We start from the raw sequence: 22,778 nt of genomic DNA, 5'->3' as shown, positions 1-22,778 counted from the left end.
GACCCCTCAAGAGTGATCGGCTTGGATGGCGAACGGGACCGTACACGGTCCGAATGCCGCACTTCAAAGGCGTCTCACCGTGTACTTCCCGTGATCTCGACCCCCGAAAACCCGGATGTTCCCGGCTTTACGACAGCCTTCTTGATCACGGAGAGTAGATGGCCGGAAATTCGCCCTTGTGATCGATCACACACGAGGCAGCCCTCTGCCTGCCCAGAAAATTCCGCGCAAAGCGAACATCCTCGCGTGTCGGCGACATGGTCTCAGACAGGCAGGGTTACTCGCATCACCAGCCCACCCCCCTCACGCGGTTCCGCGGCGATATGACCGCCATGGGCACGGGCCACCGACCTGGCGATCGACAGGCCGAGACCCACACCTTTGTCACTGCCCGTCCGCTCCGTACGCAGTCGCCGGAAAGGCTCGAAAAGATTGTCGATCTCGTACGCGGGCACCACGGGCCCCGTATTGGAGACCACGAGAACCGCCTGACCGTGCTGCACCTCCGTGGTCACCTCGACCCAGCCTTCCTCCGCCACGTTGTACCGCACGGCGTTCTGGACGAGGTTCAGGGCGATCCGCTCCAGGAGGACGCCGCTGCCCTGGACGACCGCGGCATCGCGCTTCCCGCGGATCGTCACGCCCTTCGCCTCCGCCTCGCCACGGGCCTGGTCGATGGCCTGCGAGGCGACCTCGGCGAGATCGACCGGCTTGCGTTCGACGATCTGGTTGTCGCTGCGGGCGAGCAGCAGCAGGCCCTCTACGAGCTGCTCGCTGCGCTCGTTCGTGGCGAGCAGCGTCTTGCCGAGCTGCTGCAGCTCCACGGGCGCCCCCGGATCGGACAGGTGGACCTCAAGGAGCGTGCGGTTGATCGCGAGCGGCGTCCGCAGCTCGTGTGAGGCGTTCCCGACGAACCGCTGCTGGGCCGTGAAGGCTCTCTGCAGCCGCTCCAGCATGTCGTCGAAGGTGTCCGCCAGCTCCTTGAACTCGTCGTCAGGACCGTCCAGCTCGATCCGCCGCGACAGGTCCGACCCCGCCACCGCGCGCGCGGTGCGCGTGATCCGGCCGAGCGGCGACAGCACCCGCCCGGCCATCGCGTAGCCGAAGGCGAACGCGATGACCGCGAGGCCCAGGAGGGCGAGGAGCGAGCGGCTGAGGAGGTTGTCCAGGGCGTGCTGGCGCTGCTCGTTGACACACGCGTTCATCGCGTTGTTGAGCTCGGTCGCCGACGGCTCGGACGGGAAGTTGCAGGTAGGACTGGTCACGCCGCCGGAGACGATCCTGAAGGGCAGGTCACTGCCCACGTTCAGAGCCTGGGCGGCGAGCAGATAGATGATCGACAGCAGGAGGATGCCCGCGATCAGGAACATCCCGCCGTACAGCAGCGTGAGCCGTATCCGGATGGTCGGACGCAGCCACGGGAACGGGGGCTCCGGCTTCCGCGGGTCCCAGGTGGGCTTCGGAGGCGCCGTCGGGGGCGCGGGCGTCGTGGCCACCACGGATCAGATCCGGTAGCCGGAACCGGGCACCGTGACGATGACCGGGGGCTCGCCGAGCTTGCGGCGCAGGGTCATCACCGTGACGCGCACGACGTTGGTGAACGGGTCGGTGTTCTCGTCCCAGGCCTTCTCCAGGAGCTGCTCGGCGGAGACGACGGCGCCCTCGCTGCGCAGCAGCACCTCCAGGACGGCGAACTCCTTGGGCGCGAGCTGGACCTCCTTGCCGTCGCGGAAGACCTCGCGGCGGTTGGGGTCGAGCTTGATCCCGGCACGCTCCAGGACGGGCGGCAGCGGCATGCTCGTACGCCGGCCGAGGGCACGCACGCGTGCCGTCAGCTCGCTGAACGCGAAGGGCTTGGGGAGGTAGTCGTCGGCGCCGATCTCCAGGCCCTCCACACGGTCGCTGACGTCTCCGGAGGCCGTGAGCATCAGCACGCGTGTGGGCATGCCGAGCTCGACGATCTTCCGGCAGACGTCGTCGCCGTGCACGAGGGGGAGGTCACGGTCGAGGACGACCACGTCGTAGTCGTTGACGCCGATGCGCTCCAGGGCGGCCGCGCCGTCGTACACGACGTCGACGGCCATGGCCTCCCGGCGCAGTCCGGTGGCCACCGCATCGGCGAGCAGTTGCTCGTCCTCGACGACGAGTACGCGCACGTCGCTTGTCCTTCCTCTGTCCACCCGCGTAGCGCCTCTTCGGCGCACGCGGGCAGGGTCTGTCGCGGGTTGAGTCTCCATCCTGCCCTTTTCGGCCATAAGTCGGCTGTAAGGCGGGTGCGGGGGCCGGGGAATGCCAGATTTTCTCGTGCGGTTGAGGTTTCCGTGGAAGGGAGCGGGGGGAGGACGGCTTTACACCCCGCGATCACGCTCTGCTTGTGCCGCACCACCATGCGGTACGTCACGGTCCGCTTCCGCAGGGCGGGCGTGGGTGTCCGGCACCGTCGCCGCCCAGTGCGGGCAGCGCTGGGCACCCTGGAGACGTGATCGCCCCTTCCGAACGGCACACCCCCGTGCCACCGACCCACGACCCAGGACGAGGGGGCGCAGCATGGACGCATTCACCGCAGGACTTCTGCAGCGCATAAGGGCGACCGAGTCCGACCTGACGATGGCTCGCGAGACCGGCGACGACTTCCTCGCGGAGGTCGAGCAGGCAGAGCTCGACGATCTGCACCGCCTTGCCGCCGAGCATGGCGTGGAGGTCGGCGCGTCACGCGTCTGATCAGCTCGCACAAAAGCGGGGCCCCGGCATCGATCCAGTGCCGGGGCGTCCGTTTTTTCGGGCTCGGTTCGCCTGGGGGCAGCCCTTGTTGTACGCGGTGTCAGTCGTGCCAGGCGCCCAGTTCCTCCAGGCGGGCCTGGAGCGGTTCGAAGAGGCCGGGCGGGGCCGCGACGGTCAGGTCCGTGGAGAGGGGGTCTCCGGGGCGGCCGCCGGTCAGGGCGCCCGCCTCGCGGGCGATCAGGTCGCCGGCGGCGTAGTCCCAGGCGTTCAGGCCTCGCTCGTAGTACGCGTCCAGGCGGCCCGTCGCCACGTCGCACAGGTCGATCGCCGCCGAGCCGCCGCGGCGGATGTCCCGGACCTGGGGGATCAGGTGTCCGACCACCTCGGCCTGCCGGGCCCGGCGCTCGGCGAGGTAGCCGAAGCCGGTACCGACGAGGGCCAGCCCGAAGGCGGGGGCGGGCCGCACGCGCGCGGGGCGGTCGTTCACGTACGCGCCCTGCCCCAGGACGGCCCGGTAGGTCTCCGCGCGCATCGGGGCGTGCACCACTCCGACGACGGTCTCGCCGTCCTTGAGGGCCGCGATGGACACGGACCAGCTGGGCAGCCCGTACAGGTAGTTGACCGTGCCGTCGATCGGGTCGATCACCCACTGGACGCCGCTGCTGCCCTCGACGCTGGCGCCCTCCTCGCCGAGCACGCCGTCGTGCGGCCTGCGGTCGGCCAGCAGGCCGGTGATCAGCTTCTCGGACGCGATGTCCATTTCGGTGACGACGTCGACGGCACTGGACTTGGTGGCGGCGACGCCGAGGTCGTCCGGGCGGCCGTCGCGCAGGAAGGCACCCGCGCGGTGGGCCGCGTCGAGCGCGATCTCCAGTAGCTCGGCCTTCAGCTCGTCGTTCGCTGTGGCGGTCACGGTGCTCCTCATGCGTACGGGCTGTCGGCGCCCGCGGCTGCGGGCTTGGGGGCGCGGGCCGGGCAGCAGCCCACGGGACACAGGTTGTGGCTCGGGCCCAGGGCTCCGAGCGCGCAGGGCGTCACGGCCCGGCCGCTCTCCGCGGCGGCCCGCTCCAGGACCAGCTCGCGGATCGCGGCGGCGAACCGCGGGTCGGCGCCCACGGTGGCCGAGCGGCGGACCGGCAGGCCCAGCTCCTTGGCCTTGGCCGTGGCCTCCGTGTCGAGGTCGTACAGGACCTCCATGTGGTCCGAGACGAACCCGATGGGTGCCATGACGACGGCCGGGACGCCGGCGCCGTGCAGCTCCTCCAGGTGGTCGCAGACGTCCGGCTCCAGCCAGGGGATGTGCGGGGCGCCCGAGCGCGACTGGTAGACGAGCTGCCAGGGGTGGTCGATCCCGGTCCGCTCACGCACGGCGTCGGCGACGAGCCGTGCGACGTCCAGGTGCTGTTTCACGTACGCACCGCCGTCGCCGTGGTCCTCGACCGGGCCCGAGGTGTCCGCCGAGGCGTTCGGGATCGAGTGGGTCGTGAAGGCGAGATGCGCGCCCGCTCGGACGTCCTCGGGGAGGTCCGCGAGGGACTTCAGGAGACCCTCGATCATGGGCTCCAGGAAGCCGGGGTGGTTGAAGTAGTGCCGCAGCTTGTCGACGCGCGGCGGCTCCAGGCCCTCGCCCTCCAGGGTGGCCAGGGCCCCGGCGAGGTCCTCGCGGTACTGCCGGCAGCCCGAGTACGAGGCGTACGCGCTCGTGGCGAGCACCAGCACCCGGCGGCGGCCGTCGGCGACCATCTCGCGCAGGGTGTCGGTCAGATACGGCCCCCAGTTCCGGTTGCCCCAGTACACCGGCAGGTCGAGCCCGTGCTCCGCGAAGTCCTTGCGGAGGGCGTCCAGCAGGGCGCGGTTCTGGTCGTTGATGGGGCTGACCCCGCCGAACAGGAAGTAGTGCTGCCCCACTTCCTTGAGGCGTTCCTTGGGGATGCCCCTTCCACGCGTCACGTTCTCCAGGAACGGGACCACGTCGTCGGGGCCCTCGGGGCCGCCGAACGAGAGCAGGAGCAGGGCGTCGTAGGGGGTGGCATCGAGCGCGTCTCGCATGTCTCGATCCTGCCATCCGGCTCCGACAGCCGGACAACGGCGGGGTGCCGGACAGCGCGCGGACGGAGTGATGGCCGACATCCGCATATGAGTTAGGGTCACCTGACTCGTAAGCTGTATCAGCCACATTCACGCCTTACCGGACCGCTCCCGGAGACCCCCGTGCCCAGCCCCTACCGCGCCCTGTTCGCCGCCCCCGGCTCCAAGGGCTTCACCACCGCGGGTCTCCTCGGCCGGATGCCGCTGTCGATGATGGGCATCGGCGTGGTCACGATGATCTCGCAGCTCACCGGGCGATACGGGCTCGCGGGCGCGCTCTCGGCGACCATGGCGCTGTCCGCCGCGGTGTTCGGCCCCCAGATATCCCGCCTGGTGGACCGGCACGGGCAGCGGCGCGTGCTGCGCCCCGCCACGCTGTTCGCGCTCGCCGCGTCCGCCGGGCTGCTGCTGGCCGCGCACTTCGACTGGCCGGACTGGGTGCTGTTCCTCTGCTCGGCCGGCATCGGCTGCGTACCGAGCATCGGCGCGATGACCCGGGCGCGTTGGGCGTACCTGTTCCGGGGCAAGCCCCAGCTGCACACCGCGTACGCGTTCGAGTCCGTCGTCGACGAGATCTGCTTCATCTTCGGACCGATCTTCTCCATCGGTCTGTCCACGGTCTGGTTCCCGGAGGCGGGGCCGCTGCTCGCTGCCTGCTTCCTGGCGGCCGGCGTCTTCTGGCTGACCTCCCAGCGCGCCACCGAGCCCCCGCCGCATCCGCGCGAGCACCACACGGGCGGCTCGGCCCTGCGCTCGGCCGGACTGCAGGTCCTGGTGGCCACCTTCGTGGCGACGGGGGCGATCTTCGGGGCGGTCGACGTGGTCACCGTCGCGTTCGCCGACGAACAGGGCCACAAGGGGGCCGCCAGCGTCGTCCTGGCCGTGTACGCGGCGGGCTCCTGTCTGGCGGGGGCCGTGTTCGGGCTCCTGCGCCTCGGCGGAGCGCCCGCCCGCAGGTGGCTGCTGGGCGTATGCACCATGGCCGTGAGTATGATCCCCCTCCTACTGGTCGGAAACTTGCCGTTCCTGGCCGTGGCGCTGTTCGTTGCGGGCCTCTCCATCGCGCCGACGATGATCACGACGATGGCCCTCGTCGAACTGCACGTACCTCGCGCGAAACTGACCGAAGGCATGACGTGGGTGAGCACCGGGCTCATGGTCGGGGTCGCGCTCGGCTCCTCCCTGTCCGGCTGGGTGATCGACACGGCCGGGGCGCGGGCCGGGTACGGGGTTCCGGTCGCGGCCGGAGCCGTCGCGGTCGCGGTGGGATTCCTGGGGTATCGCCGGCTCTGCAGGCCGGTTCCGCAGCGGGAGGGGACCCATGAACAGCACAGTGAGCGGGAAGAGCGGCACCTGGCGTAACTGGGCGGGGAACGTCACCGCCCGGCCGGCCCGGGAGGTCACTCCGGCCTCCGTCGAGGAACTCTCCGCCGCCGTGCGCCAGGCCGCGGAGGACGGGCTCAGGGTGAAGGCCGTCGGCACCGGCCACTCCTTCACCGCGGCCGCCGCCACCGACGGTGTGTTGATCCGCCCTCAACTGTTGACCGGGATCCGCAAGGTTGATCGTGAGGCAGGCACCGTCACTGTTGAGGCGGGCACCCCGCTCAAGCGTCTCAACCTGGCTCTAGCGCGCGAGGGACTGTCGCTCACGAACATGGGCGACATCATGGAGCAGACGGTCTCGGGAGCGGTCAGCACCGGGACGCACGGCACCGGCCGCGACTCCGCCTCGATAGCCGCCCAGATCACGGGCCTCGAGCTGGTGACCGCCGACGGCTCGGTCCTCAGCTGCTCGGAGAAAGAGAACCCCGAGGTGTTCGCGGCGGCCCGCGTCGGGATCGGCGCCCTGGGGATCATCACCGCGATCACCTTCTCCGTAGAGCCCACTTTTCTTCTCACGGCCCGTGAGGAGCCGATGAGTTTCGACGAGGTGACGGGTTCCTTCGACGAACTGTTCACGGAGAACGAGCACTTCGAGTTCTACTGGTTCCCGCACACCGGCAACTGCAACACCAAGCGCAACAACCGCAGCGCGGGCCCGGAGAGACCGGTCGGAACAGTCCGCGGCCTCTTCGAGGACGAGTTCCTCTCCAACGGCGTCTTCCAGGTGGCCAATTACGTGGGCCGGGCCGTGCCCGCCACGATCCCCTCGATCGCCAGGATCTCCAGCCGCGCCCTGTCCGCTCGCACCTACACCGACATTCCCTACAAGGTCTTCACTTCCCCGCGCCGGGTCCGCTTCACGGAGATGGAGTTCGCCGTTCCGCGCGCGGCCCTCGTCGAGACGCTGCGCGAACTGAAGGCCATGGTCGACCGTTCGCCCCTGCGCATCAGTTTCCCGGTGGAGGTGCGTACGGCGCCCGCGGACGACATCACGCTCTCCACCGCGTCCGGCCGGGACACCGCGTACATCGCCGTCCACATGTTCCGGGGCACGCCGTACCAGGCGTACTTCAGCGCCGCCGAGCGGATCTTCACCGCGCACGACGGGCGGCCGCACTGGGGCAAGGTGCACACGCGCGACGCGGAGTACTTCGCCGATGTCTACCCGCGCTTCGGAGAGTTCACCGAGCTGCGGGACCGGCTCGACCCTGAACGGCGGTTCGGGAACGACTACTTGCGCCGGGTGCTGGGCGAGTAGACACGGACGTTTGCACGAGGCTTCGAGACGCCCGCGCGAGAAGAGGACGTACAGGCGAAACGATTAGTTCCGTTTGCGGTGATTCCGTGAAGCGCGCCACGCGCCATGGTCACCGGAACGTCGCCCCGGGTGGCCAACTCCCGCCCCCGGACAGAAGTTCGGCGGCGTGCCGATCCACGCAAGTGGCCCGAATGGAGTACTGTTGCGAGCCCTGGGTCCGGACACTCGCCAGGGCGTCCGGGGCCTTCCAGGACCGCCGGGAGGGGGCTCGTTGCACAGGGTGATGGAGTTCGTCACTTAGCGTTGCGAATAGGTAACCGTGCCATAACGGCGATCCCGGGCCACCGCCCGACACGCCGGGCAACTCGGCAAGGTTGTGGCAGGCTGCACCCGGGCAGGCCACACTCGACTAGCGGAAGCAGCGACGCACGTGACGTCGGCAGGCACCACCCGGGAGGTCCCCATGCCCGAACTGCGTGTCGTGGCCGTCTCTAACGACGGCACACGGCTGGTGCTGAAGGCTGCGGACAGCACGGAGTACACGCTTCCGATCGATGAGCGTCTGCGCGCCGCCGTACGCGGCGACCGTCCCCGCCTCGGCCAGATCGAGATCGAGGTGGAGAGCCATCTCCGCCCCCGAGACATCCAGGCACGTATACGTGCGGGAGCGTCCGCCGAAGAGGTCGCATCGCTCGCCGGTATCCCCGTCGACCGGGTGCGTCGCTTCGAGGGACCCGTGCTCGCCGAGCGTGCCTTCATGGCGGAGCGTGCCCGGAAGACCCCTGTCCGCCGCCCAGGCGAAACCACCGGTCCCCAACTCGGCGAGGCGGTGCAGGAGCGGCTTACGCTGCGCGGTGCCGACAAGGAGACCGTCCAGTGGGACTCCTGGCGCCGTGACGACGGCACCTGGGAGGTCCTGCTGGTCTACCGGGTGGCGGGCGAACCGCACTCGGCGAGCTGGACGTACGACCCGCCCCGGCGGCTCGTACAGGCCGTGGACGACGAGGCGCGCTCGCTGATCGGCGAGTCCGACGACCTCGCCGCGGCCGAGCCCAGCTTCCCGTTCGTGCCGCGCATCGCCCGGCTGCCGCGCGACCGTCCGATGGACCGTGCCCTGGACCGGCAGACGGAGCGGCCGAGCCTGCCCTCGCCGTCGCCCGAGCCGGACCTGGAGGAGACCGCGAGCGAGCGCGACTCGCTCACCAGTCTCCTGGAGGCGGTGCCCAGCTTCCGCGGCGACATGGTGGTGCCCGAGCGTCCGTCGACCGCTCCCGTTCCCGCCGCCTCGACCACCTCCACCACGGAGCGTCCCGAGGCGGAGGAACCGCTCGACGCGGAGCCCGAGGCGGAGGAGCCCCCGGCTCCCGCGGCCTCGGCCGGTTCCGCGTACGCGGACGTGCTCATGCCGCGCTCGGTGGCCAGTCACCGCGACCGGCTGATCGGTGCGACCGACCGGCAGGCCGAGGCGGACGGGGTCCGTCCCGGACGCAGAGCGGCCGTACCGAGCTGGGACGAGATCGTCTTCGGGACACGCAGGAAGAAGCAGGACTAGGACATGCCGGAAAGGGCTCGCACCACCTTGGTGCGAGCCCTTTCCGCTGCCGTGCGCCGTTCTTCCTCACGGACGCCTACCGCCACAGCCGCAGCCGGCGCCGCTGCTTCCGCCGAGGCCGTGCCGGACGCGTCCGTGGAGCTGCCGCGGCTACTGCGGGTCCGGTCCCGTGGCCACCGGGCGCTTGTCGTCCTGGGACCACTCCGACCAGGAACCCACGTACAGCGCGGCCGGGATGCCCGCGACCGTCAGCGCGAGGACCTCGTGCGCGCCGGAGACGCCCGAGCCGCAGTAGACGCCGACCTCGGAAGTGCCGGTCGCGCCCAGCGACTTGAAGTGGTCGGCGAGGTCCGCGGCGGGGCGGAAGTGGCCGGATTCGGCCACGTTCTCCGTGGTGGGGGCGGAGACCGCCCCGGGGATGTGCCCGCCGACGCGGTCGATGGGCTCGACGTCGCCCCGGTAGCGCTCGGCGGCCCGGGCGTCCAGGAGCAGACCGGTGCGGGCCAGCGCCGCGGCGCCGTCGGCGTCGAGGAGGGACAGTGCGCCGGGGGCCGGTACGAAGGTGCCGGCGGAGGGCGACGGGCTGCCGGACTCGACCGGGCCGCTCCAGGCGGCGAGGCCGCCGTCAAGCACACGCACCGACGGATGACCCGTCCAGCGCAGCAGCCACCAGGCGCGCGCGGCGGCCCAGCCGAGCCCTCCGTCGTACACGACCACATCCCGGTTCTCGGACACTCCGGCCGCCCGCACGGCCGCTCCGAAGACCTCCATGTCGGGCAGCGGATGACGGCCCGCCGCCCCGGCGGGGGCGGCGAGTTCCGAGTCCAGGTCCACGTAGACGGCCCCCGGAATGTGCGCCTCCTCGTAGGCGGAGCGCAGGTTCGGGCCGCCCAGCTGCCAGCGGATGTCCAGGACGACCGGCGGATTCGGACCCGCCAGGTCGCTCGCGAGTTCGGGTGCGGAGATGATGGCGTTCATGGCCACCATCCTTGCGCACGGGGTGGCCGCATCGTCCAGGTCCGGCTACTCTGCTCGGCCGGGCCGCCCCGACCACTCGGCGTGCGGGCCCGGCCACACGCTGTATGCCTGATGGACATCAGCAGGCAATGGCGGGGAAACGGATGGGAACCAGCAATTCGGGCATCCTCCCGCCATGGGCCATCCGGCCGGGGCGCGCCGTGTCCCTGGTGGTGCGAACATCGGCACCGGGCGCGGAAAGCGCACGGCGGCGGAACACGCGGTTCGGTAGTGGAAGTGAAGCGGCCCCACGAGGCGCCGAGGAGAGGGTGACGATGACCGAGGCACGGGGGTCGGCCGACCTGAACGGCACTGCGCACACGCCCGGCACACCCTGCTGGGTGAGCCTGATGGTGCACGGGATGGCCGCGACCCAGGAGTTCTACGGGGATCTGTTCGGCTGGGAGTTCCAGCCCGGCCCGCAGCACCTCGGCTCGTACGTGCGGGCGCAGCTCGACGGCCAGGAGGTGGCGGGTATCGGCCAGCTCCCGCCCGACCGTCATCTGCCCATCGCCTGGACGCCCTACTTCGCCTCGGACGACGTCGATCTGACGGCGGAGACGGTCCGGCACTGCGGCGGCACGGTCGGGGTCGGCCCGCTCGACGCGGAGGACGCCGGGCGGCTGGCGATCGCCTCGGACCCGGCGGGCGCCGTGTTCGGCGTCTGGCAGGCCGCGGCCCACCTCGGCACGGGCATCACCGGCGTCCCGGGCACCCCCACCTGGAACGAGCTGATGACCCGCGACTCCTCCGGCGTCGCCAAGTTCTACGAGACGGTCTTCGGTTTCGAGGAGGAGCCTGTCGTCTCCGCCGACTTCGACTACATCACCCTGTACATCAAGGGGCGCCCGGTGGCGGGCATCCACGGCGTCGGCAACTCCCTGCCTCGCGACCGGGGACCCCATTGGATGACGTACTTCGAGGTCGCGGACGTGGACGCGTCGCTCGCCCATCTGCTCGACCTGGGCGGCCATGTCCTCAAGCCGGCCCGTGACGCCCCGCACGGCCGTATCGCCACGGTGGCGGACCCGGAGGGGGCGGTGTTCTCGGTGGTGCGGACGACTCACTGAGGAGAGCTCCGGCGCTCCTTCGGGGCCGGGCGGCCCCCTCACGGGCAGACAGGCCGCCCTCCACGGGCAGACAGGCCCTCCACGGGCAGACTGGCCCCTCAGGTCCGGGACACCGCGTCCACCGGCAGCACGTCCGGGGAGAGCACGCCCGCGCGGGCGCTGGCGGCGGTCGTCCGTCGGCTGTGATGCCGGCGGCACAGGACCTCGTAGCCGATGTCCTCCGACTGGTCGACGTCACCGACGACGACCTGGGCGCCCTCGACGACCATGTGGCCGCCTATGGTGCGAGCGTTGTGGGTGGCGCGGGCGCCGCACCAGCAGAGGGCCTCGACCTGGAGGACCTCGACCCGGTCGGCGAGTTCGACGAGGCGCTGGGAGCCGGGGAAGAGCTTGGAGCGAAAGTCCGTCGTGATGCCGAAGGCGAAGACGTCGATGCCCAGGTCGTCGACCACCCGGGCGAGTTGGTCGATCTGCTCGGGTGCGAGGAACTGCGCCTCGTCCGCGATGACGTAGTCCGCGCGGCCGCCCCGCGAGAGGTGGTCGACGACGTACGCGTACACGTCCTGGTCGTCCTCGACCTCCACCGCGTCCGTGACCAGGCCGAGGCGGGAGGACAGCTTGCCCTCGCCCGCGCGGTCGTCGCGGGTGAAGATCATGCCCTGCAGGCCGCGGGCCGAGCGGTTGTGCTCGATCTGGAGAGCCAGTGTCGACTTCCCGCAGTCCATGGTTCCGGAGAAGAACACCAGCTCGGGCATGGGGAGTTGAGCACCTTTCGGCATGAGGGGATCGCTGGGCGGGCGGGGAGGGTCAGGAACGTACTTCCAGGAGCGGGATGTGCTGCTCGACCGGTGTCATCGAGCCGTGGTTGCCGACCATCGCCGACTCCTTCGGCTCCCGCTCGGACGCGATGATCAGCACGTCGTCGCGGGCGGCCGCGACCACGTCACCGATGCGCGCGTACACCCGCTCGTCGATGTGCGGGCCGAACCAGCCCGCCGCGATCGCCTCGTCCCGCGAGGCCACCCAGAACTGCTCGCCGAGCACCTCGCGCCAGCAGGTCAGGACGTCCGACTCTGCGCCCGGGACCGCGTAGACGTGCCGGGCGCGGCCCTCGCCGCCGAGAAGGGCGACTCCGGCGCGCAGCTCCCAGTCCTCGTCGAAGTCGATGCGGTGCTGCTCGTCGAAGGGGATGTCGATCATGCCGTGGTCCGCCGTCACGTACAGGGCGGTGCGCGGGGGCAGTTGCTCGGCCAGGCGCTGGACCAGCCGGTCCACGTACATGAGTTGTCCGCGCCAGGGGTCCGAGTCGACGCCGAAGCGGTGGCCCTTGCCGTCGACCTCCGCGTAGTACGTGTAGACCAGCGAGCGGTCACCGGCGGCCAGTTGCTCGGCCGCGAGGTCCATACGGTCCTCGCCGGTGAGCCGCCCGTGGAAGGTGCCGCCGCTGAGGGCGACCTTGGTCAGCGGGGTGTTCTGGAAGTGCGGGGACGAGACCTGGGCCGTGTGCACACCCGCCGCGTCGGCCAGCTGGAACACGGTGGGGTACGGCTGCCACTTGCCCGGCTGCGTCCACGGCTGCCAGCGGAGCTGGTTCATCAGCTCGCCAGTCTCCGGGTTGCGCGCGGTGTAGCCGGGCAGGCCGTGCGCGCCCGGCGGCAGGCCCGTACCGACCGAGGCCAGGGAGGTCGCGGTGGTCGCGGGGTAGCCCGCTGTGATCGGGCGGCCGGTGCCGCCGCGCGAGCTGCCCAGGAGGGAGGTCATGAACGGGGCCTCGTCCGGATGCGTCTTCAGCTGCTCCCAGCCGAGGCCGTCGATCAGGAAGACGCAGTTCCGGTCGGCCGGGCTCAGTTCTGTGAGCGAGGCGGTGACGTCCGGGACGTCCATGCCCGCGGCCAGGGTGGGCAGCAGGTCGGCGAGCGAACCGGCCCCGTACTCGGGTACGGGAGCGGAGTCGAGGGAGAGTGGTTCCGGGTGGTCCCAGACTTGCTGGGACATCAGCGGGTGACGTCCGCGGTCGCCTCGGAGAGCGACTGCGCGAAGGCGAGCGTCTGCCGCACGGCGTCCGGGCCGTCTCCGGCCTCGCTGACGCGCAGGCTCAGGTCGTCGGCCGTCGAACTGCCCGTGTACCCGTGGTCCGCCTCGCAGTTGGGGTCGCCGCAGGCGGCCGGCTCCAGGTCGATACGGGCGACCGCGCCCCAGCCGATGGTGAGGACGACCTCGCGGGGCAGCGTCCCCGGAACGTACTTCTCCGGATTGGCGACGACCCGGCTGAGAACCACCGACGAGATCCGGCCAAGCTTCACGGACTCGGTCGACGTGGTCGCGTACGGCGTCGGGGACGTACTGTCCGCCGCCTGTTCGTCGGTGTGGCTCACGATGAAACGGTTGCCCGTGAGGACGAGCACCGTCACGTGCCGACGCACCTCGTTGGCGTCGAACGTCGTCTCCTGATGGACCAGATACGACCGGATGGGCTCGCCGCCCACAGCGGCCTCCACAGCCTCGGCCACGAGGGCCGGGTAGTAGCCGCTGCGCTCGATCGCCGCTCGCAGCCCCTGGGTCGTCGTACTGGTCTTGGCCATGACGTCCATCCTACGGGGGCGCACTGACTGCGAGGCACCGCTCAGTACACAGGAAGCGTGCGCGGACCGAGGTCGTCGCGGACGGGCGGCGGCGCGAGCCGTACGGAGGCGCCGAGCGCGCTCAGCCCGTGCGGGGCCACGACGACGGGCTCCAGGGACACGGAGACGACCTCGGGGTGGTCGTCGACAAGGCGTGACAGGCGCAGCAGCAGTTCCTCCAGTGCCGCCGTGTCCGCAGGCGCGGAGCCCCGCCAGCCGAAGAGGAGTGGTGCGGTCCGGATCGACCGGACCAGCGAGGCCGTGTCCCGGTCGGTGACCGGAATCAGTCGGTGCGCGGTGTCTCCGAGCAGCTCCGACGGGGCCCCGGCGAGCCCGAAGGAGAGCACCGCTCCGGCCGCCGGGTCGATGACCGCCCGTACGACCGTGTCGACGCCGCGCGGTGCCATCGCCTGGACCACCGGGCGCAGCTCCTCGGGCGTCCCGAAGAGGCTGGTCAACTCGGCGTACGCCCGGCGCAGTTGCTCCTCGTCCGCCAGATCCAGCCGTACGCCGCCGAGGTCGGCGCGGTGGCGCAGGTGGGGGGCGGTGGTCTTGAGCGCCACGGGGTAGCCGAGGCGCTCCGCGGCGGCGACTGCCTCGTCGGGCGTGGGCGCGGGGAGGGCACGGCGGACGTCGATGCCGTACCGCCCCAGCAGGGCGCAGGTGTCTTCGGGGCCGAGGGTGAGGCCGCCCATGCCACCGTCACCGAGCAGTCCGTCGATCTGTTCGGCCGCGCCCCTCTCGTCGATGTCCTCGTACTCGGGGACTCGACCGGGGTCGGCGGCCTCGCGCCGCCACTGGCCGTATCTCACGGCCTCGGCGAGGGCGCGGACGGCTCGCTCGGCGGCGGGGTAGGCGGGGATGAGGCGGGAGTCGGCCTCGGCCTCGGGGACTTCCGCCACCGTCGGCGGGCGGTCCGCCGGGCGGACGGGGTGGTTGCTGCCCGAGAACGGGAGCGCTGCGGGAGCCGCCTGGGGCGCGGTGCTGGCGGCCGCGGACAGCGCCTCCGCGAGGCCGCCCAGCTCGACGTGGACCACGAGGACCGGCTTGGCGGGAGCGGCGGCGGAGGCCGACCGCAGCGCCTCCGCCAGGGCGGCGTCGGCAGTGGAGGCCTCCCCCACCGCCGGGATCGCGGTGACCACGACGGCGTCGCAGGCGTCGTCGGCCAGCGCGTGCGTCAGCGCGGCGCGGAAGTCCTCGGCCGAGGCGGCCGTGGTCAGGTCCACCGGGGGCAACGGTCGCAGACCCTCGGCGAGGCACGCGTCGTACGTCAGCAGTCCGAGGGACTCGGAGTTCCCGAGGATCGCCACCCGCGGCCCGGTCGGCAGGGGCTGGCGCGCCAGGAGCAGGCCCGCGTCGACCAGCTCGGTGATCGTGTCCACCCGGATGACGCCGGCCTGCCGGAGCAGCGCCGACACCGTCGCGTGCGGCAGCCGGGTGGCCCGGACGGCATGACCTTGGGGCGCGGCCCCGCCGTGGCGCGCGCCCTGGACGACGACCAGCGGCTTCGCCGCCGCCGTGCGCCGCGCGAGGCGGGTGAACTTCCTCGGGTTCCCGATGGATTCGAGGTACATGAGGGCGACATCGGTGTCGGGGTCCTCGTACCAGTACTGAAGGACGTCGTTGCCGGACACGTCCGCGCGGTTGCCCGAGGAGACGAACGTCGACACGCCGGTCACGCCGGTGACCCCGCCGCCGCGCCGGTGCAGCCGGGACAGCAGCGCGATGCCGATGGCGCCAGACTGCGCGAAGAGGCCGATCCGCCCGGCGCGCGGCATCTCCGGTGCGAGCGAGGCGTTGAGCCGCACCTGGGGGGAGGTGTTGATGACTCCGAAGGCGTTCGGTCCGATGATCCGCATCCCGTACGTACGCGCCTGGCGCACGAGCTCGCGTTGGCGCTCCCTGCCTTCGGGGCCGCTCTCGGCGTACCCCGCGGAGACCACGACGAGCCCCTGCACCCCGTGTTCACCGCACTCGGCGACGACTTCGGGGACGCGCTCGGCCCGGACGGCGACGACTGCGAGGTCGACGGGCTCGGGGATGTCCCGGACGGAGCTGTACGCCGGCACTCCGCCGAGCTCCTTCTCCTGAAGGGCCCCGTTCACCGCGTACAGGCGCCCGGTGAAGCCCGCTTCGCGGAGGTTCTCCAGGACACTGCGGCCCACTCCCCCGGGTGTGCGGCCCGCGCCGATGACGGCGACCGAGCCCGGCGCGAGGAGCCTGGCCACGGAGCGTCCCTCCGCCCGCTGCTCCCGCGCGCGCTGCACGGCGAGCGAGCGGTCGGTGGGCTCCAGGTCGAACTCCAGGCGTACGACGCCGTCCTCGAAGTGGCGCTTCTGCTGGTACCCGGCGTCCGTGAACACCTTGATCATCTTGTTGTTGGCGGGCAGCACCTCGGCGGCGAAGCGGCGGATGTCGCGCTCACGGGCGACGGCCGCGATGTGCTCCAGCAGGGCCGACGCCACACCGCGGCCCTGGTGGGCGTCCTGCACGAGGAAGGCGACCTCGGCCTCGTCCGCGGGGGACGAGGCGGGGAGGCCGTCGGCGTTGATGCGGTCGTAGCGTACGGTGGCGATGAACTCGCCGCCGACCGTGGCCGCGAGTCCCACCCGGTCCACAAAGTCGTGGTGCGTGAAGCGGTGGACGTCCTTGGCGGACAGGCGCGGATACGGCGCGAAGAAGCGGTAGTACTTCGACTCGTCGGACACCTGCTCGTAGAAGCTGACCAGGCGGTCGGCGTCGTCGGCCGTGATCGGCCGGATGCGCGCGGTGCCGCCGTCGCGCAGCACGACGTCGGCCTCCCAGTGAGCGGGGTACTCGTGCCGGTCCGGCGAGGTCTGCATGGGCCCCAGAGTACGACTCGGGTCCGACAACGGCCGGTCCTGGTCGCGGGGGTTCATGTCCCGGGCGCGCGTCGGTACGTGCCGGTACGCGTCCCGGGGTCGTGGTCCAGGGGGTCACGCCCCAGCGGTTCACGTCCCGGCGACGGCGGGCTCGCGTCCGGCAGGGGCGCGAGGCAGTCTTGGGGGACCGAAGCCGCCTCGGGCCCGGAATCCGCACCCGCCCGGGGCACGCTTCACGATATGGAACAATGGTCTAGACAACCGTGAGACATCTGAAGGGCAGCATCACATGGCTGAGCGCCGCGTCAACGTCGGCTGGGCCGAGGGCCTTCACGCCCGTCCCGCCTCCATCTTCGTCCGGGCCGCCACGGCCTCCGGCGTCCCCGTGACGATCGCCAAGGCCGACGGCAACCCCGTCAACGCCGCCTCGATGCTCGCGGTTCTCGGCCTGGGCGCCCAGGGCGGCGAGGAAATCGTCCTGGCCTCCGACGCTGAGGGCGCGGACGCCGCGCTCGACCGCCTGGCGAAGCTGGTCGCCGAGGGCCTTGAGGAGCTTCCCGAGACCGTCTGATCTCGCGGACCACGTGCGGCGGAGCCGCGTCCACCTGTACCGGGTGACGCGGCTCCGCCGTTTCCGTCTGCGCGGCGAGCGGCGCTTTGCCCGCCCCTGACACCGCCGTTTCCCGTGACCTCGCCGCCGTTTTGTCCGTACATCACGCCGGTGCGCGGCTTTCCGCCTCGCCGTCGGCACCGTCCCGGCTTTTTCACATGCCCCGCGCACCGAGTTCCGCTCATCCGGTTCCGCGCATGCGGGAATCACGTCCGCGGAAATTCCCGGCACGTGAAAAAAAGGGGCAGCAGAAATAGACCCCTGCGAATAACTCTCTTTGTATACGGCGCCACTGTTAATGCCGCAGGCCCGCCGTGTTTACGGGATGTTGCGAAGTCCTCACACGCTCCGCGCGGTCACCGCCGCCGGGAAAGCGCAGCCGGTGCGCGGCCATCGCCCGCTCGGTGTGCAACGCCGTGATCGCCCTGGCCCGGTCGTTGTCGCCGCGCGCGACGGCGTCCACGATGGCGCCGTGCTCGGCCCAGGACTCGGCGGGGTGGGCGGGCGCCTCGACCGAATACATCCAGGCGATCTTGTGCCGCAACTGGGCGAGCGTGGAGGTCAGCGCGGGGCTTCCAGACGCCTGTGCGAGCGTCTCGTGGAACCAGCCGCCGAGCGAGCGCAGATCCTCGCTATTGCCCCTCCTGGCCCGCTCCTGGCCCAGCCTGACCAGGCCGCGCAGCACCTTGAGGTGCGCCTCGGTGCGGCGCTGGGCGGCGCGCGCGGCACCCAGCGGCTCCAGCAGCATGCGCATCTCCAGGAGGTCGGCGGCCTCCTGCTCGGTGGGTTCCGCGACGCACGCGCCCGCGTGCCTGCGCGTGACGACGAATCCCTCCGCCTCCAGCGTGCGCAGAGCCTCCCGCACGGGGACCCGCGAGACGCCGTACCGGCGCGCGAGCAGTTCTTCGGTGAGCCGGCCGCCGCGCTCGTAGACACCCGCGACGATGTCGTCACGGATCGCCGTGCATACCGAGTGCGCGGGAATACGCATGACCGGACCTCCGCCTTAACCCCCGCGAAACGCGGTCGATTGACGCTTGTTCGGTGACTCTATTGCAGAGAGCGGGAAATTCCGATGGCGGACCGGAATCCGTGGATATTTTTTGGACACACCTCGCTTCTGAACAGGCAGTCGTCCGGTGCGAAGTCGGTCGGGAAGTGGTCGAGAAGCCATCAGGAAGTGATCAGGACCGCGCGAAGGCCCCGGCTCGGTGAGCCGGGGCCTTCGGGAGAGGTGTCTGCGCGGGAGAGCTCCCGCGTGGAGCGGCTGTCCGCGCGGGAGGGCGTCGCGTGGGAGGGCTGTCGCCAGCCGTCAGACGTTCACGCCGTGCTGGCGCAGGTATCCGAGCGGGTCGATGTCCGAACCGTACTCCGCGCTCGTCCGCGCCTCGAAGTGCAGGTGCGCACCGGTGACGTTGCCGGTCGCCCCGGAGAGGCCTATCTGCTGGCCCGGGGTGACCGTCTGGCCGACCGAGACACCGAGGGACGACATGTGCCCGTACTGCGTGTAGGTGCCGTCGTTCATCTTGATGACGACCTCGTTGCCGTACGAGCCGCCCCAGCCGGCCTCCACGACGGTGCCGGCGCCCACCGCGTGCACGGCGGTGCCGCTGGCGGCGTGGAAGTCGATGCCGGTGTGGCTGCCGGAGGACCAGACGGCGCCACCGGCCTTGTAGCCGGTGGAGACGTACGAGCCGGAGATGGGCGCGGTGTACGACTTCAGCAGCCGCTCGCGCTCGGCCGCGCGGGCGGCTCGGGCCTTGACCTCGCGCTCCTTCTTGGCCTTCTCCGCGGCTTCCTTGGCGCGCTCCTTGGCGGCGGCCTCGGCCTTCTCGCGGGCGGCGGTCTCGTCGGCGGCCTGCTGCTGGGCGGCGGCCTGGGCGTCGATCTGGTCGGCGACCGAGTCGCCGATGGTGATCGCCTGGGTCAGGGTCTGCTCGGCCGGGCTCTCGGCGGCGAGTGCGGGAGCAGCCAGGGTGCCGACGACACCGGTGGTGGCGAGTGCGGCGACGCCGACGGTCCGGTTGGTCGTGCGCTTCATACGGCTGGGACGACGGTGCTTCCCGGCGGCGCGAGTGAACGCCATGAAGTGGCTGGTCCTTTCCTTCCTTCTCGCCTACCGGGTTAGCTGACGGGTTCGGAGCAGGAAGGTCTCCTACGGACCCCCTTCGGGAAGGGCGTCCGATTCACCCCAGGGACTACATATGGGTCCCCGGCTCCCCTGGCTCGCGCCGTACGGGGACTCGGCGATGACTGTCCGGTGCCGCGGGCGCGGCGCACTGCCTGACGAACAGCCGGACCGACGCTAAGCGGGGCGTCTTTCAATCAACAAACGGATCAAGGGTTTTGTAGCGCATGCCACAGGGCAGACAGGCAACCTCCCTACCAATACGGACAACTCACTGGTCGGGGCCGAAGTCCGGGCAAAAGGAGAACCCAGGCGACTCTTCAGTCACCTGGGTTCTCCCACGGAGTGGCGCTGTTCCACTCCGCGTTCTACTCCGCTGTCACGACGCTGACTTCGCCGATTCCGAGGGCTCGGACCGGCTCCTCGATCTGCGAGGCGTCACCGACGAGGACGGTCACCAGACGGTCCACCGGGAAGGCGCTCACGGCGGCCGCGGTGGCCTCCACGGTGCCCGTCGCGGCGAGCTGTTGGTACAACGTCGCCTGGAAGTCGTCCGGCAGGTACTGCTCGACCTGGTCGGCGAGGGTGCCCGCGACGGCGGCGGCCGTCTCGTACTTCAGCGGCGCCACACCCACGAGGTTCTGCACGGCGATGTCGCGCTCGGCGTCGGTGAGGCCCTCGGCCGCGAGGGTGCGCAGCACCTTCCAGAGGTCGTCGAGCGCCGGGCCGGTGTTCGGGGTGTCCACGGAGCCGCTGATGGCGAGCATCGCGGCGCCCGTCCCGTCCGGCGCGGAGCGCAGCACCTGGCCGAACGCCCGCACACCGTAGGTGTATCCCTTTTCCTCACGCAGAACGCGGTCCAGGCGCGAGGTGAGGGTGCCGCCGAGGCAGTACGTGCCGAGCACCTGGGCGGGCCACACGCGGTCGTGCCGGTCGGCGCCGACGCGGCCGATGAGCAGCTGCGTCTGGACGGCTCCGGGACGGTCGACGATGATCACGCGGCCGGTGTCGTCGGCGGTCACCGGCGGAATGGGGCGGGCATCGGCCTGCGATCCCGTCCAGGCGCCGAGCGTGTCCCCGAGCAGCGCGTCGAGGTCGACGCCGGTGAGGTCGCCGACCACCACGGCGGTCGCGGTGGCGGGGCGGACGTGCTTCTCGTAGAAGGCGCGGACGCCCGCCGAGTCGATCGCGGTGACCGTCTCCTCGGTGCCCTGGCGCGGCCGCGACATGCGCGAGGTCGCCGGGAAGAGCTGCCTGGAGAGCTCCTTGGCGGCGCGGCGGGCCGGATTGGCGGTCTCGTGCGGGATCTCGTCGAGCCGGTTGCGCACCAGCCGCTCGATCTCGCTGTCCTCGAAGGCGGGTGCCCTGAGGGCGTCGGCGAGCAGACCGAGCGCCTTGGGGAGCCGGGAGACGGGGACTTCGAGGCTGATCCGTACGCCGGGGTGGTCGGCGTGCGCGTCGAGGGTGGCGCCGCAGCGCTCCAGCTCGGCGGCGAACTCCTCGGCGGAGTGCTTGTCGGTTCCCTCGGTGAAGGCACGCGCCATGATCGTGGCAATGCCGTCCAGACCCTGCGGCTCGGCCTCCAGCGGGGCCGCCAGGAGGATTTCGACGGCGACGACCTGCTGGCCGGGGCGGTGGCAGCGCAGCAGGGTCAGGCCGTTGTCGAGCGCGCCTCGCTCGGGGGCCGGGAAGGCCCAGGGCCTGGCCTCGCCGGCCTGGGGCTGCGGGTGGAATTCCATCGTGGCGAGCTCGGTCACTTGGCCGCCTCCTCGTCGGTGTCGTCAGCGGCGTCGGTCTCTTGGGCCTCTTCGGCGACGGTCGGCTCGTAGACCAGCACCGCGCGGTTGTCGGGGCGCAGACGGGCCTTGGCGACCTCCTGGACCTCCTCGGCCGTGACGTCGAGGACGCGCTGGACGGCCGTCAGGGCGAGCTGCGGGTCGCCGAACAGCACCGCGTACCGGCACAGTTCGTCGGCGCGGCCCGCGACCGTACCGAGGCGGTCCAGCCACTCGCGCTCCAACTGGGCCTGGGCGCGGTCCATTTCCTCGGCCGTGGGGCCCTCCTCGGCGAACCGGGCGAGCTCCTCGTCGACGGCGGTCTCGATCACCGGCACCTCGACGTCGCCGGACGTCTTCACGTCGAGCCACCCCAGGGAGGGTGCTCCCGCGAGGCGCAGCAGGCCGAACCCGGCCGCGACGGCGGTGCGGTCACGGCGTACGAGCCGGTTGTAGAGCCGGGACGACTCGCCGCCGCCGAGCACGGTCAGGGCCAGGTCCGCCGCGTCGCACGCGCGCGTGCCGTCCTCCGGAAGCCGGTAGGCGGCCATCAGCGCACGGGCCGGGACCTCCTCCTCGACGACCTCGCGCAGCTGCTCGCCGATGGTCTCGGGCAGCGCGCCGTCACGCGGGGCGGGCTTGCCGTCGTGGCCCGCGATCGAGCCGAAGTACTTCTCGACCCAGGCGAGCGTCTGCTCCGGGTCGATGTCTCCGACGATCGAGAGAACGGCGTTGTTGGGCGCGTAGTAGGTGCGGAAGAACGCGCGCGCGTCCTCCAGGGTGGCCGCGTCCAGGTCCGCCATCGACCCGATCGGGGTGTGGTGGTAAGGGTGGCCCTCCGGGTAGGCGAGGGCGGTCAGCTTCTCGAAAGCGGTGCCATAGGGGACGTTGTCGTAGCGCTGCCGGCGCTCGTTCTTGACGACGTCCCGCTGGTTCTCCATGGACTCTTCGTCGAGCGCGGCGAGCAGCGAGCCCATGCGGTCGGCCTCCAGCCAGAGAGCGAGCTCCAGCTGGTGGGTGGGCATGGTCTCGAAGTAGTTGGTGCGCTCGAAACTGGTCGTGCCGTTGAGCGAACCGCCCGCGCCCTGCACCAGTTCGAAGTGGCCGTTGCCCTTCACCTGCCCCGAGCCCTGGAACATCAGGTGCTCGAAGAGGTGGGCAAGTCCGGTGCGGCCCTTGACCTCGTGGCGCGAACCGACGTCGTACCAGAGGCACACCGCCGCGACCGGGGTCAGGTGGTCCTCGGAGAGCACCACACGCAGGCCGTTGGCCAGGCGGTGCTCGGTCGCTGTCAGGCCGCCGGAACCGGCCTCAGCTGTGGCCGTGTGACCCATGGGCATGTACGTCCCTTCGATCGCGGAAAACTGCTGAATTCCTGCTAGTCGTGCCACTGTATGCAAGCGCGCGGACAGCTGGCGAAGTTCCCGCGGCGCGTACGCCGAGAGCGAGCACGCGGGCGGCGCCGGGAGCCCGTACGCTCGTGCGGCCGCACGGCCTCCGAAGCCCTGTGCGGGCCCGCGGCCTCGCCGCTTCCGAGGCCTGTGGAAAAGGCCGGAAAGGCGGCCCGCGACGCCTGTTGGGGCGGCCGGACAACCGGCTCGGGAGGCCCGTACGGACGGGTCGTGGTCCGCGTTGTCAGTGGGCCGGTCCACAATGGAGCCCGTCAGAACCCGTTCATGCCCCGGCAGAGACTGTGAAGGAGTCGCAGCAGC

19 protein-coding genes and 1 riboswitch are annotated in these 22,778 nt (G+C 71.2%); of the genes, 6 read left to right on the top strand and 13 right to left on the bottom strand.

The genetic code is table 11. The features are described from left to right. Positions 1–263: 263 nt before the first annotated feature. Together ACZ5VQ_RS40125 and ACZ5VQ_RS40120 are read right to left on the bottom strand one after the other, a co-directional pair. Positions 264–1,496, bottom strand: a complete 1,233-nt coding sequence (locus tag ACZ5VQ_RS40125; RefSeq protein WP_362079480.1) for a sensor histidine kinase — start codon at positions 1,494–1,496, stop codon at positions 264–266. A gap of 6 nt (positions 1,497–1,502) precedes the next feature. Next, positions 1,503–2,156: a response regulator transcription factor gene (locus ACZ5VQ_RS40120; RefSeq protein WP_055615445.1), complete on the bottom strand. Its 654-nt coding sequence runs from the start codon at positions 2,154–2,156 to the stop codon at positions 1,503–1,505. Positions 2,157–2,547: 391 nt separating this feature from the next. Between ACZ5VQ_RS40120 and ACZ5VQ_RS40115 the strand changes: the two genes are divergently transcribed. Next, positions 2,548–2,721, top strand: a complete 174-nt coding sequence (locus ACZ5VQ_RS40115) for a hypothetical protein (protein WP_189841132.1) — start codon at positions 2,548–2,550, stop codon at positions 2,719–2,721. Positions 2,722–2,821: 100 nt separating this feature from the next. Here the strand turns inward: ACZ5VQ_RS40115 and ACZ5VQ_RS40110 are convergent, their stop codons facing one another. Together ACZ5VQ_RS40110 and ACZ5VQ_RS40105 are read right to left on the bottom strand one after the other, a co-directional pair. Further along, on the bottom strand, positions 2,822–3,646 hold the full coding sequence (locus ACZ5VQ_RS40110) for an inositol monophosphatase family protein (RefSeq protein ID WP_469109315.1): 825 nt from the start codon (positions 3,644–3,646) through the stop codon (positions 2,822–2,824). Next, positions 3,643–4,770, bottom strand: a complete 1,128-nt coding sequence (locus ACZ5VQ_RS40105; RefSeq protein WP_469109314.1) for a ferrochelatase — start codon at positions 4,768–4,770, stop codon at positions 3,643–3,645. Before ACZ5VQ_RS40105 ends, ACZ5VQ_RS40110 begins: the two co-directional genes overlap by 4 nt. Before the next feature lie 162 nt (positions 4,771–4,932). On the opposite strand from ACZ5VQ_RS40105, the gene ACZ5VQ_RS40100 reads away from it, so the two are divergent. The 3 genes from ACZ5VQ_RS40100 (at position 4,933) to sepH (ending at position 9,002) form a co-directional block, all read left to right on the top strand. Beyond that, positions 4,933–6,171, top strand: a complete 1,239-nt coding sequence (locus tag ACZ5VQ_RS40100) for an MFS transporter (RefSeq protein WP_469109313.1) — start codon at positions 4,933–4,935, stop codon at positions 6,169–6,171. Further along, the gene (locus tag ACZ5VQ_RS40095; protein ID WP_469109312.1) at positions 6,131–7,450 is read left to right on the top strand and encodes a D-arabinono-1,4-lactone oxidase; all 1,320 of its coding nucleotides are present in this window, start codon (positions 6,131–6,133) and stop codon (positions 7,448–7,450) included. The genes ACZ5VQ_RS40100 and ACZ5VQ_RS40095 overlap by 41 nt, the downstream gene beginning before the upstream one ends. A gap of 463 nt (positions 7,451–7,913) precedes the next feature. Continuing rightward, positions 7,914–9,002 carry a septation protein SepH gene (gene sepH, locus ACZ5VQ_RS40090; protein WP_469109311.1) on the top strand — a complete coding sequence of 363 codons (1,089 nt, stop codon included), beginning with the start codon at positions 7,914–7,916 and terminating at the stop codon, positions 9,000–9,002. A gap of 150 nt (positions 9,003–9,152) precedes the next feature. On the opposite strand, the gene ACZ5VQ_RS40085 is transcribed toward sepH, so the two are convergent. Beyond that, positions 9,153–9,980 (bottom strand): sulfurtransferase, encoded by an 828-nt coding sequence (locus ACZ5VQ_RS40085; RefSeq protein ID WP_469109310.1) that lies wholly within the window; start codon positions 9,978–9,980, stop codon positions 9,153–9,155. A gap of 314 nt (positions 9,981–10,294) precedes the next feature. Here ACZ5VQ_RS40085 and ACZ5VQ_RS40080 point away from each other — a divergent pair, with 314 nt between their 5' ends. Further along, positions 10,295–11,089: a VOC family protein gene (locus tag ACZ5VQ_RS40080; RefSeq protein WP_362079433.1), complete on the top strand. Its 795-nt coding sequence runs from the start codon at positions 10,295–10,297 to the stop codon at positions 11,087–11,089. A gap of 98 nt (positions 11,090–11,187) precedes the next feature. On the opposite strand, the gene ACZ5VQ_RS40075 is transcribed toward ACZ5VQ_RS40080, so the two are convergent. From ACZ5VQ_RS40075 to ACZ5VQ_RS40060, 4 genes are read right to left on the bottom strand one after another with little or no spacing between them, the layout of a single operon-like run. After that, positions 11,188–11,844, bottom strand: a complete 657-nt coding sequence (locus tag ACZ5VQ_RS40075) for a thymidine kinase (RefSeq protein WP_362079430.1) — start codon at positions 11,842–11,844, stop codon at positions 11,188–11,190. A 52-nt stretch (positions 11,845–11,896) separates the two neighbouring features. Next, positions 11,897–13,084: an alkaline phosphatase family protein gene (locus ACZ5VQ_RS40070; protein ID WP_469109309.1), complete on the bottom strand. Its 1,188-nt coding sequence runs from the start codon at positions 13,082–13,084 to the stop codon at positions 11,897–11,899. Beyond that, positions 13,084–13,671 (bottom strand): DUF5998 family protein, encoded by a 588-nt coding sequence (locus ACZ5VQ_RS40065; RefSeq protein WP_143638176.1) that lies wholly within the window; start codon positions 13,669–13,671, stop codon positions 13,084–13,086. Before ACZ5VQ_RS40065 ends, ACZ5VQ_RS40070 begins: the two co-directional genes overlap by 1 nt. A 41-nt stretch (positions 13,672–13,712) precedes the next feature. After that, complete coding sequence (locus tag ACZ5VQ_RS40060; protein WP_469109308.1) at positions 13,713–16,553, bottom strand: bifunctional acetate--CoA ligase family protein/GNAT family N-acetyltransferase; 2,841 nt, start codon at positions 16,551–16,553, stop codon at positions 13,713–13,715. A gap of 289 nt (positions 16,554–16,842) precedes the next feature. Here ACZ5VQ_RS40060 and ACZ5VQ_RS40055 point away from each other — a divergent pair, with 289 nt between their 5' ends. Then, positions 16,843–17,124, top strand: coding sequence for an HPr family phosphocarrier protein (locus tag ACZ5VQ_RS40055; RefSeq protein WP_003981826.1), 282 nt, complete (start codon positions 16,843–16,845; stop codon positions 17,122–17,124). 334 nt (positions 17,125–17,458) lie between these two features. On the opposite strand, the gene ACZ5VQ_RS40050 is transcribed toward ACZ5VQ_RS40055, so the two are convergent. The 4 genes from ACZ5VQ_RS40050 to ACZ5VQ_RS40035 form a co-directional block, all read right to left on the bottom strand. Next, entirely contained in the window at positions 17,459–18,154 is a 696-nt protein-coding gene (locus ACZ5VQ_RS40050) for a GntR family transcriptional regulator (protein ID WP_200395457.1), read from the bottom strand. Between the two features lie 321 nt (positions 18,155–18,475). Further along, positions 18,476–19,249, bottom strand: coding sequence for a M23 family metallopeptidase (locus tag ACZ5VQ_RS40045; RefSeq protein ID WP_469109307.1), 774 nt, complete (start codon positions 19,247–19,249; stop codon positions 18,476–18,478). 12 nt (positions 19,250–19,261) lie between these two features. Then, positions 19,262–19,422: riboswitch (cyclic di-AMP (ydaO/yuaA leader) on the bottom strand. Between the two features lie 237 nt (positions 19,423–19,659). Then, the gene (locus ACZ5VQ_RS40040; protein WP_469109306.1) at positions 19,660–21,048 is read right to left on the bottom strand and encodes a M16 family metallopeptidase; all 1,389 of its coding nucleotides are present in this window, start codon (positions 21,046–21,048) and stop codon (positions 19,660–19,662) included. Further along, positions 21,045–22,406, bottom strand: coding sequence for a M16 family metallopeptidase (locus ACZ5VQ_RS40035; protein WP_469109305.1), 1,362 nt, complete (start codon positions 22,404–22,406; stop codon positions 21,045–21,047). Before ACZ5VQ_RS40035 ends, ACZ5VQ_RS40040 begins: the two co-directional genes overlap by 4 nt. Positions 22,407–22,778: the final 372 nt, after the last annotated feature.

The organism is Streptomyces sp. NPDC033178 (assembly GCF_055577685.1).
The sequence above is the reverse complement of the archived record's forward strand: the minus strand, read 5'-3'. Positions and strand labels throughout refer to the sequence as shown.

Excerpts from the sequence above, each read along its gene's own strand:
- ACZ5VQ_RS40115 (WP_189841132.1), top strand. The coding sequence starts at position 2,548 with ATGGACGCATTCACCGCAGGACTTCTGCAGCGCATAAGGGCGACCGAG.
- ACZ5VQ_RS40110 (WP_469109315.1), bottom strand. The coding sequence starts at position 3,646 with ATGAGGAGCACCGTGACCGCCACAGCGAACGACGAGCTGAAGGCCGAG.
- ACZ5VQ_RS40105 (WP_469109314.1), bottom strand. The coding sequence starts at position 4,770 with ATGCGAGACGCGCTCGATGCCACCCCCTACGACGCCCTGCTCCTGCTC.
- ACZ5VQ_RS40095 (WP_469109312.1), top strand. The coding sequence starts at position 6,131 with ATGAACAGCACAGTGAGCGGGAAGAGCGGCACCTGGCGTAACTGGGCG.
- sepH (WP_469109311.1), top strand. The coding sequence starts at position 7,914 with ATGCCCGAACTGCGTGTCGTGGCCGTCTCTAACGACGGCACACGGCTG.
- ACZ5VQ_RS40085 (WP_469109310.1), bottom strand. The coding sequence starts at position 9,980 with ATGAACGCCATCATCTCCGCACCCGAACTCGCGAGCGACCTGGCGGGT.
- ACZ5VQ_RS40080 (WP_362079433.1), top strand. The coding sequence starts at position 10,295 with ATGACCGAGGCACGGGGGTCGGCCGACCTGAACGGCACTGCGCACACG.
- ACZ5VQ_RS40075 (WP_362079430.1), bottom strand. The coding sequence starts at position 11,844 with ATGCCCGAGCTGGTGTTCTTCTCCGGAACCATGGACTGCGGGAAGTCG.
- ACZ5VQ_RS40070 (WP_469109309.1), bottom strand. The coding sequence starts at position 13,084 with ATGTCCCAGCAAGTCTGGGACCACCCGGAACCACTCTCCCTCGACTCC.
- ACZ5VQ_RS40065 (WP_143638176.1), bottom strand. The coding sequence starts at position 13,671 with ATGGCCAAGACCAGTACGACGACCCAGGGGCTGCGAGCGGCGATCGAG.
- ACZ5VQ_RS40060 (WP_469109308.1), bottom strand. The coding sequence starts at position 16,553 with ATGCAGACCTCGCCGGACCGGCACGAGTACCCCGCTCACTGGGAGGCC.
- ACZ5VQ_RS40055 (WP_003981826.1), top strand. The coding sequence starts at position 16,843 with ATGGCTGAGCGCCGCGTCAACGTCGGCTGGGCCGAGGGCCTTCACGCC.
- ACZ5VQ_RS40050 (WP_200395457.1), bottom strand. The coding sequence starts at position 18,154 with ATGCGTATTCCCGCGCACTCGGTATGCACGGCGATCCGTGACGACATC.
- ACZ5VQ_RS40045 (WP_469109307.1), bottom strand. The coding sequence starts at position 19,249 with ATGGCGTTCACTCGCGCCGCCGGGAAGCACCGTCGTCCCAGCCGTATG.
- ACZ5VQ_RS40035 (WP_469109305.1), bottom strand. The coding sequence starts at position 22,406 with ATGCCCATGGGTCACACGGCCACAGCTGAGGCCGGTTCCGGCGGCCTG.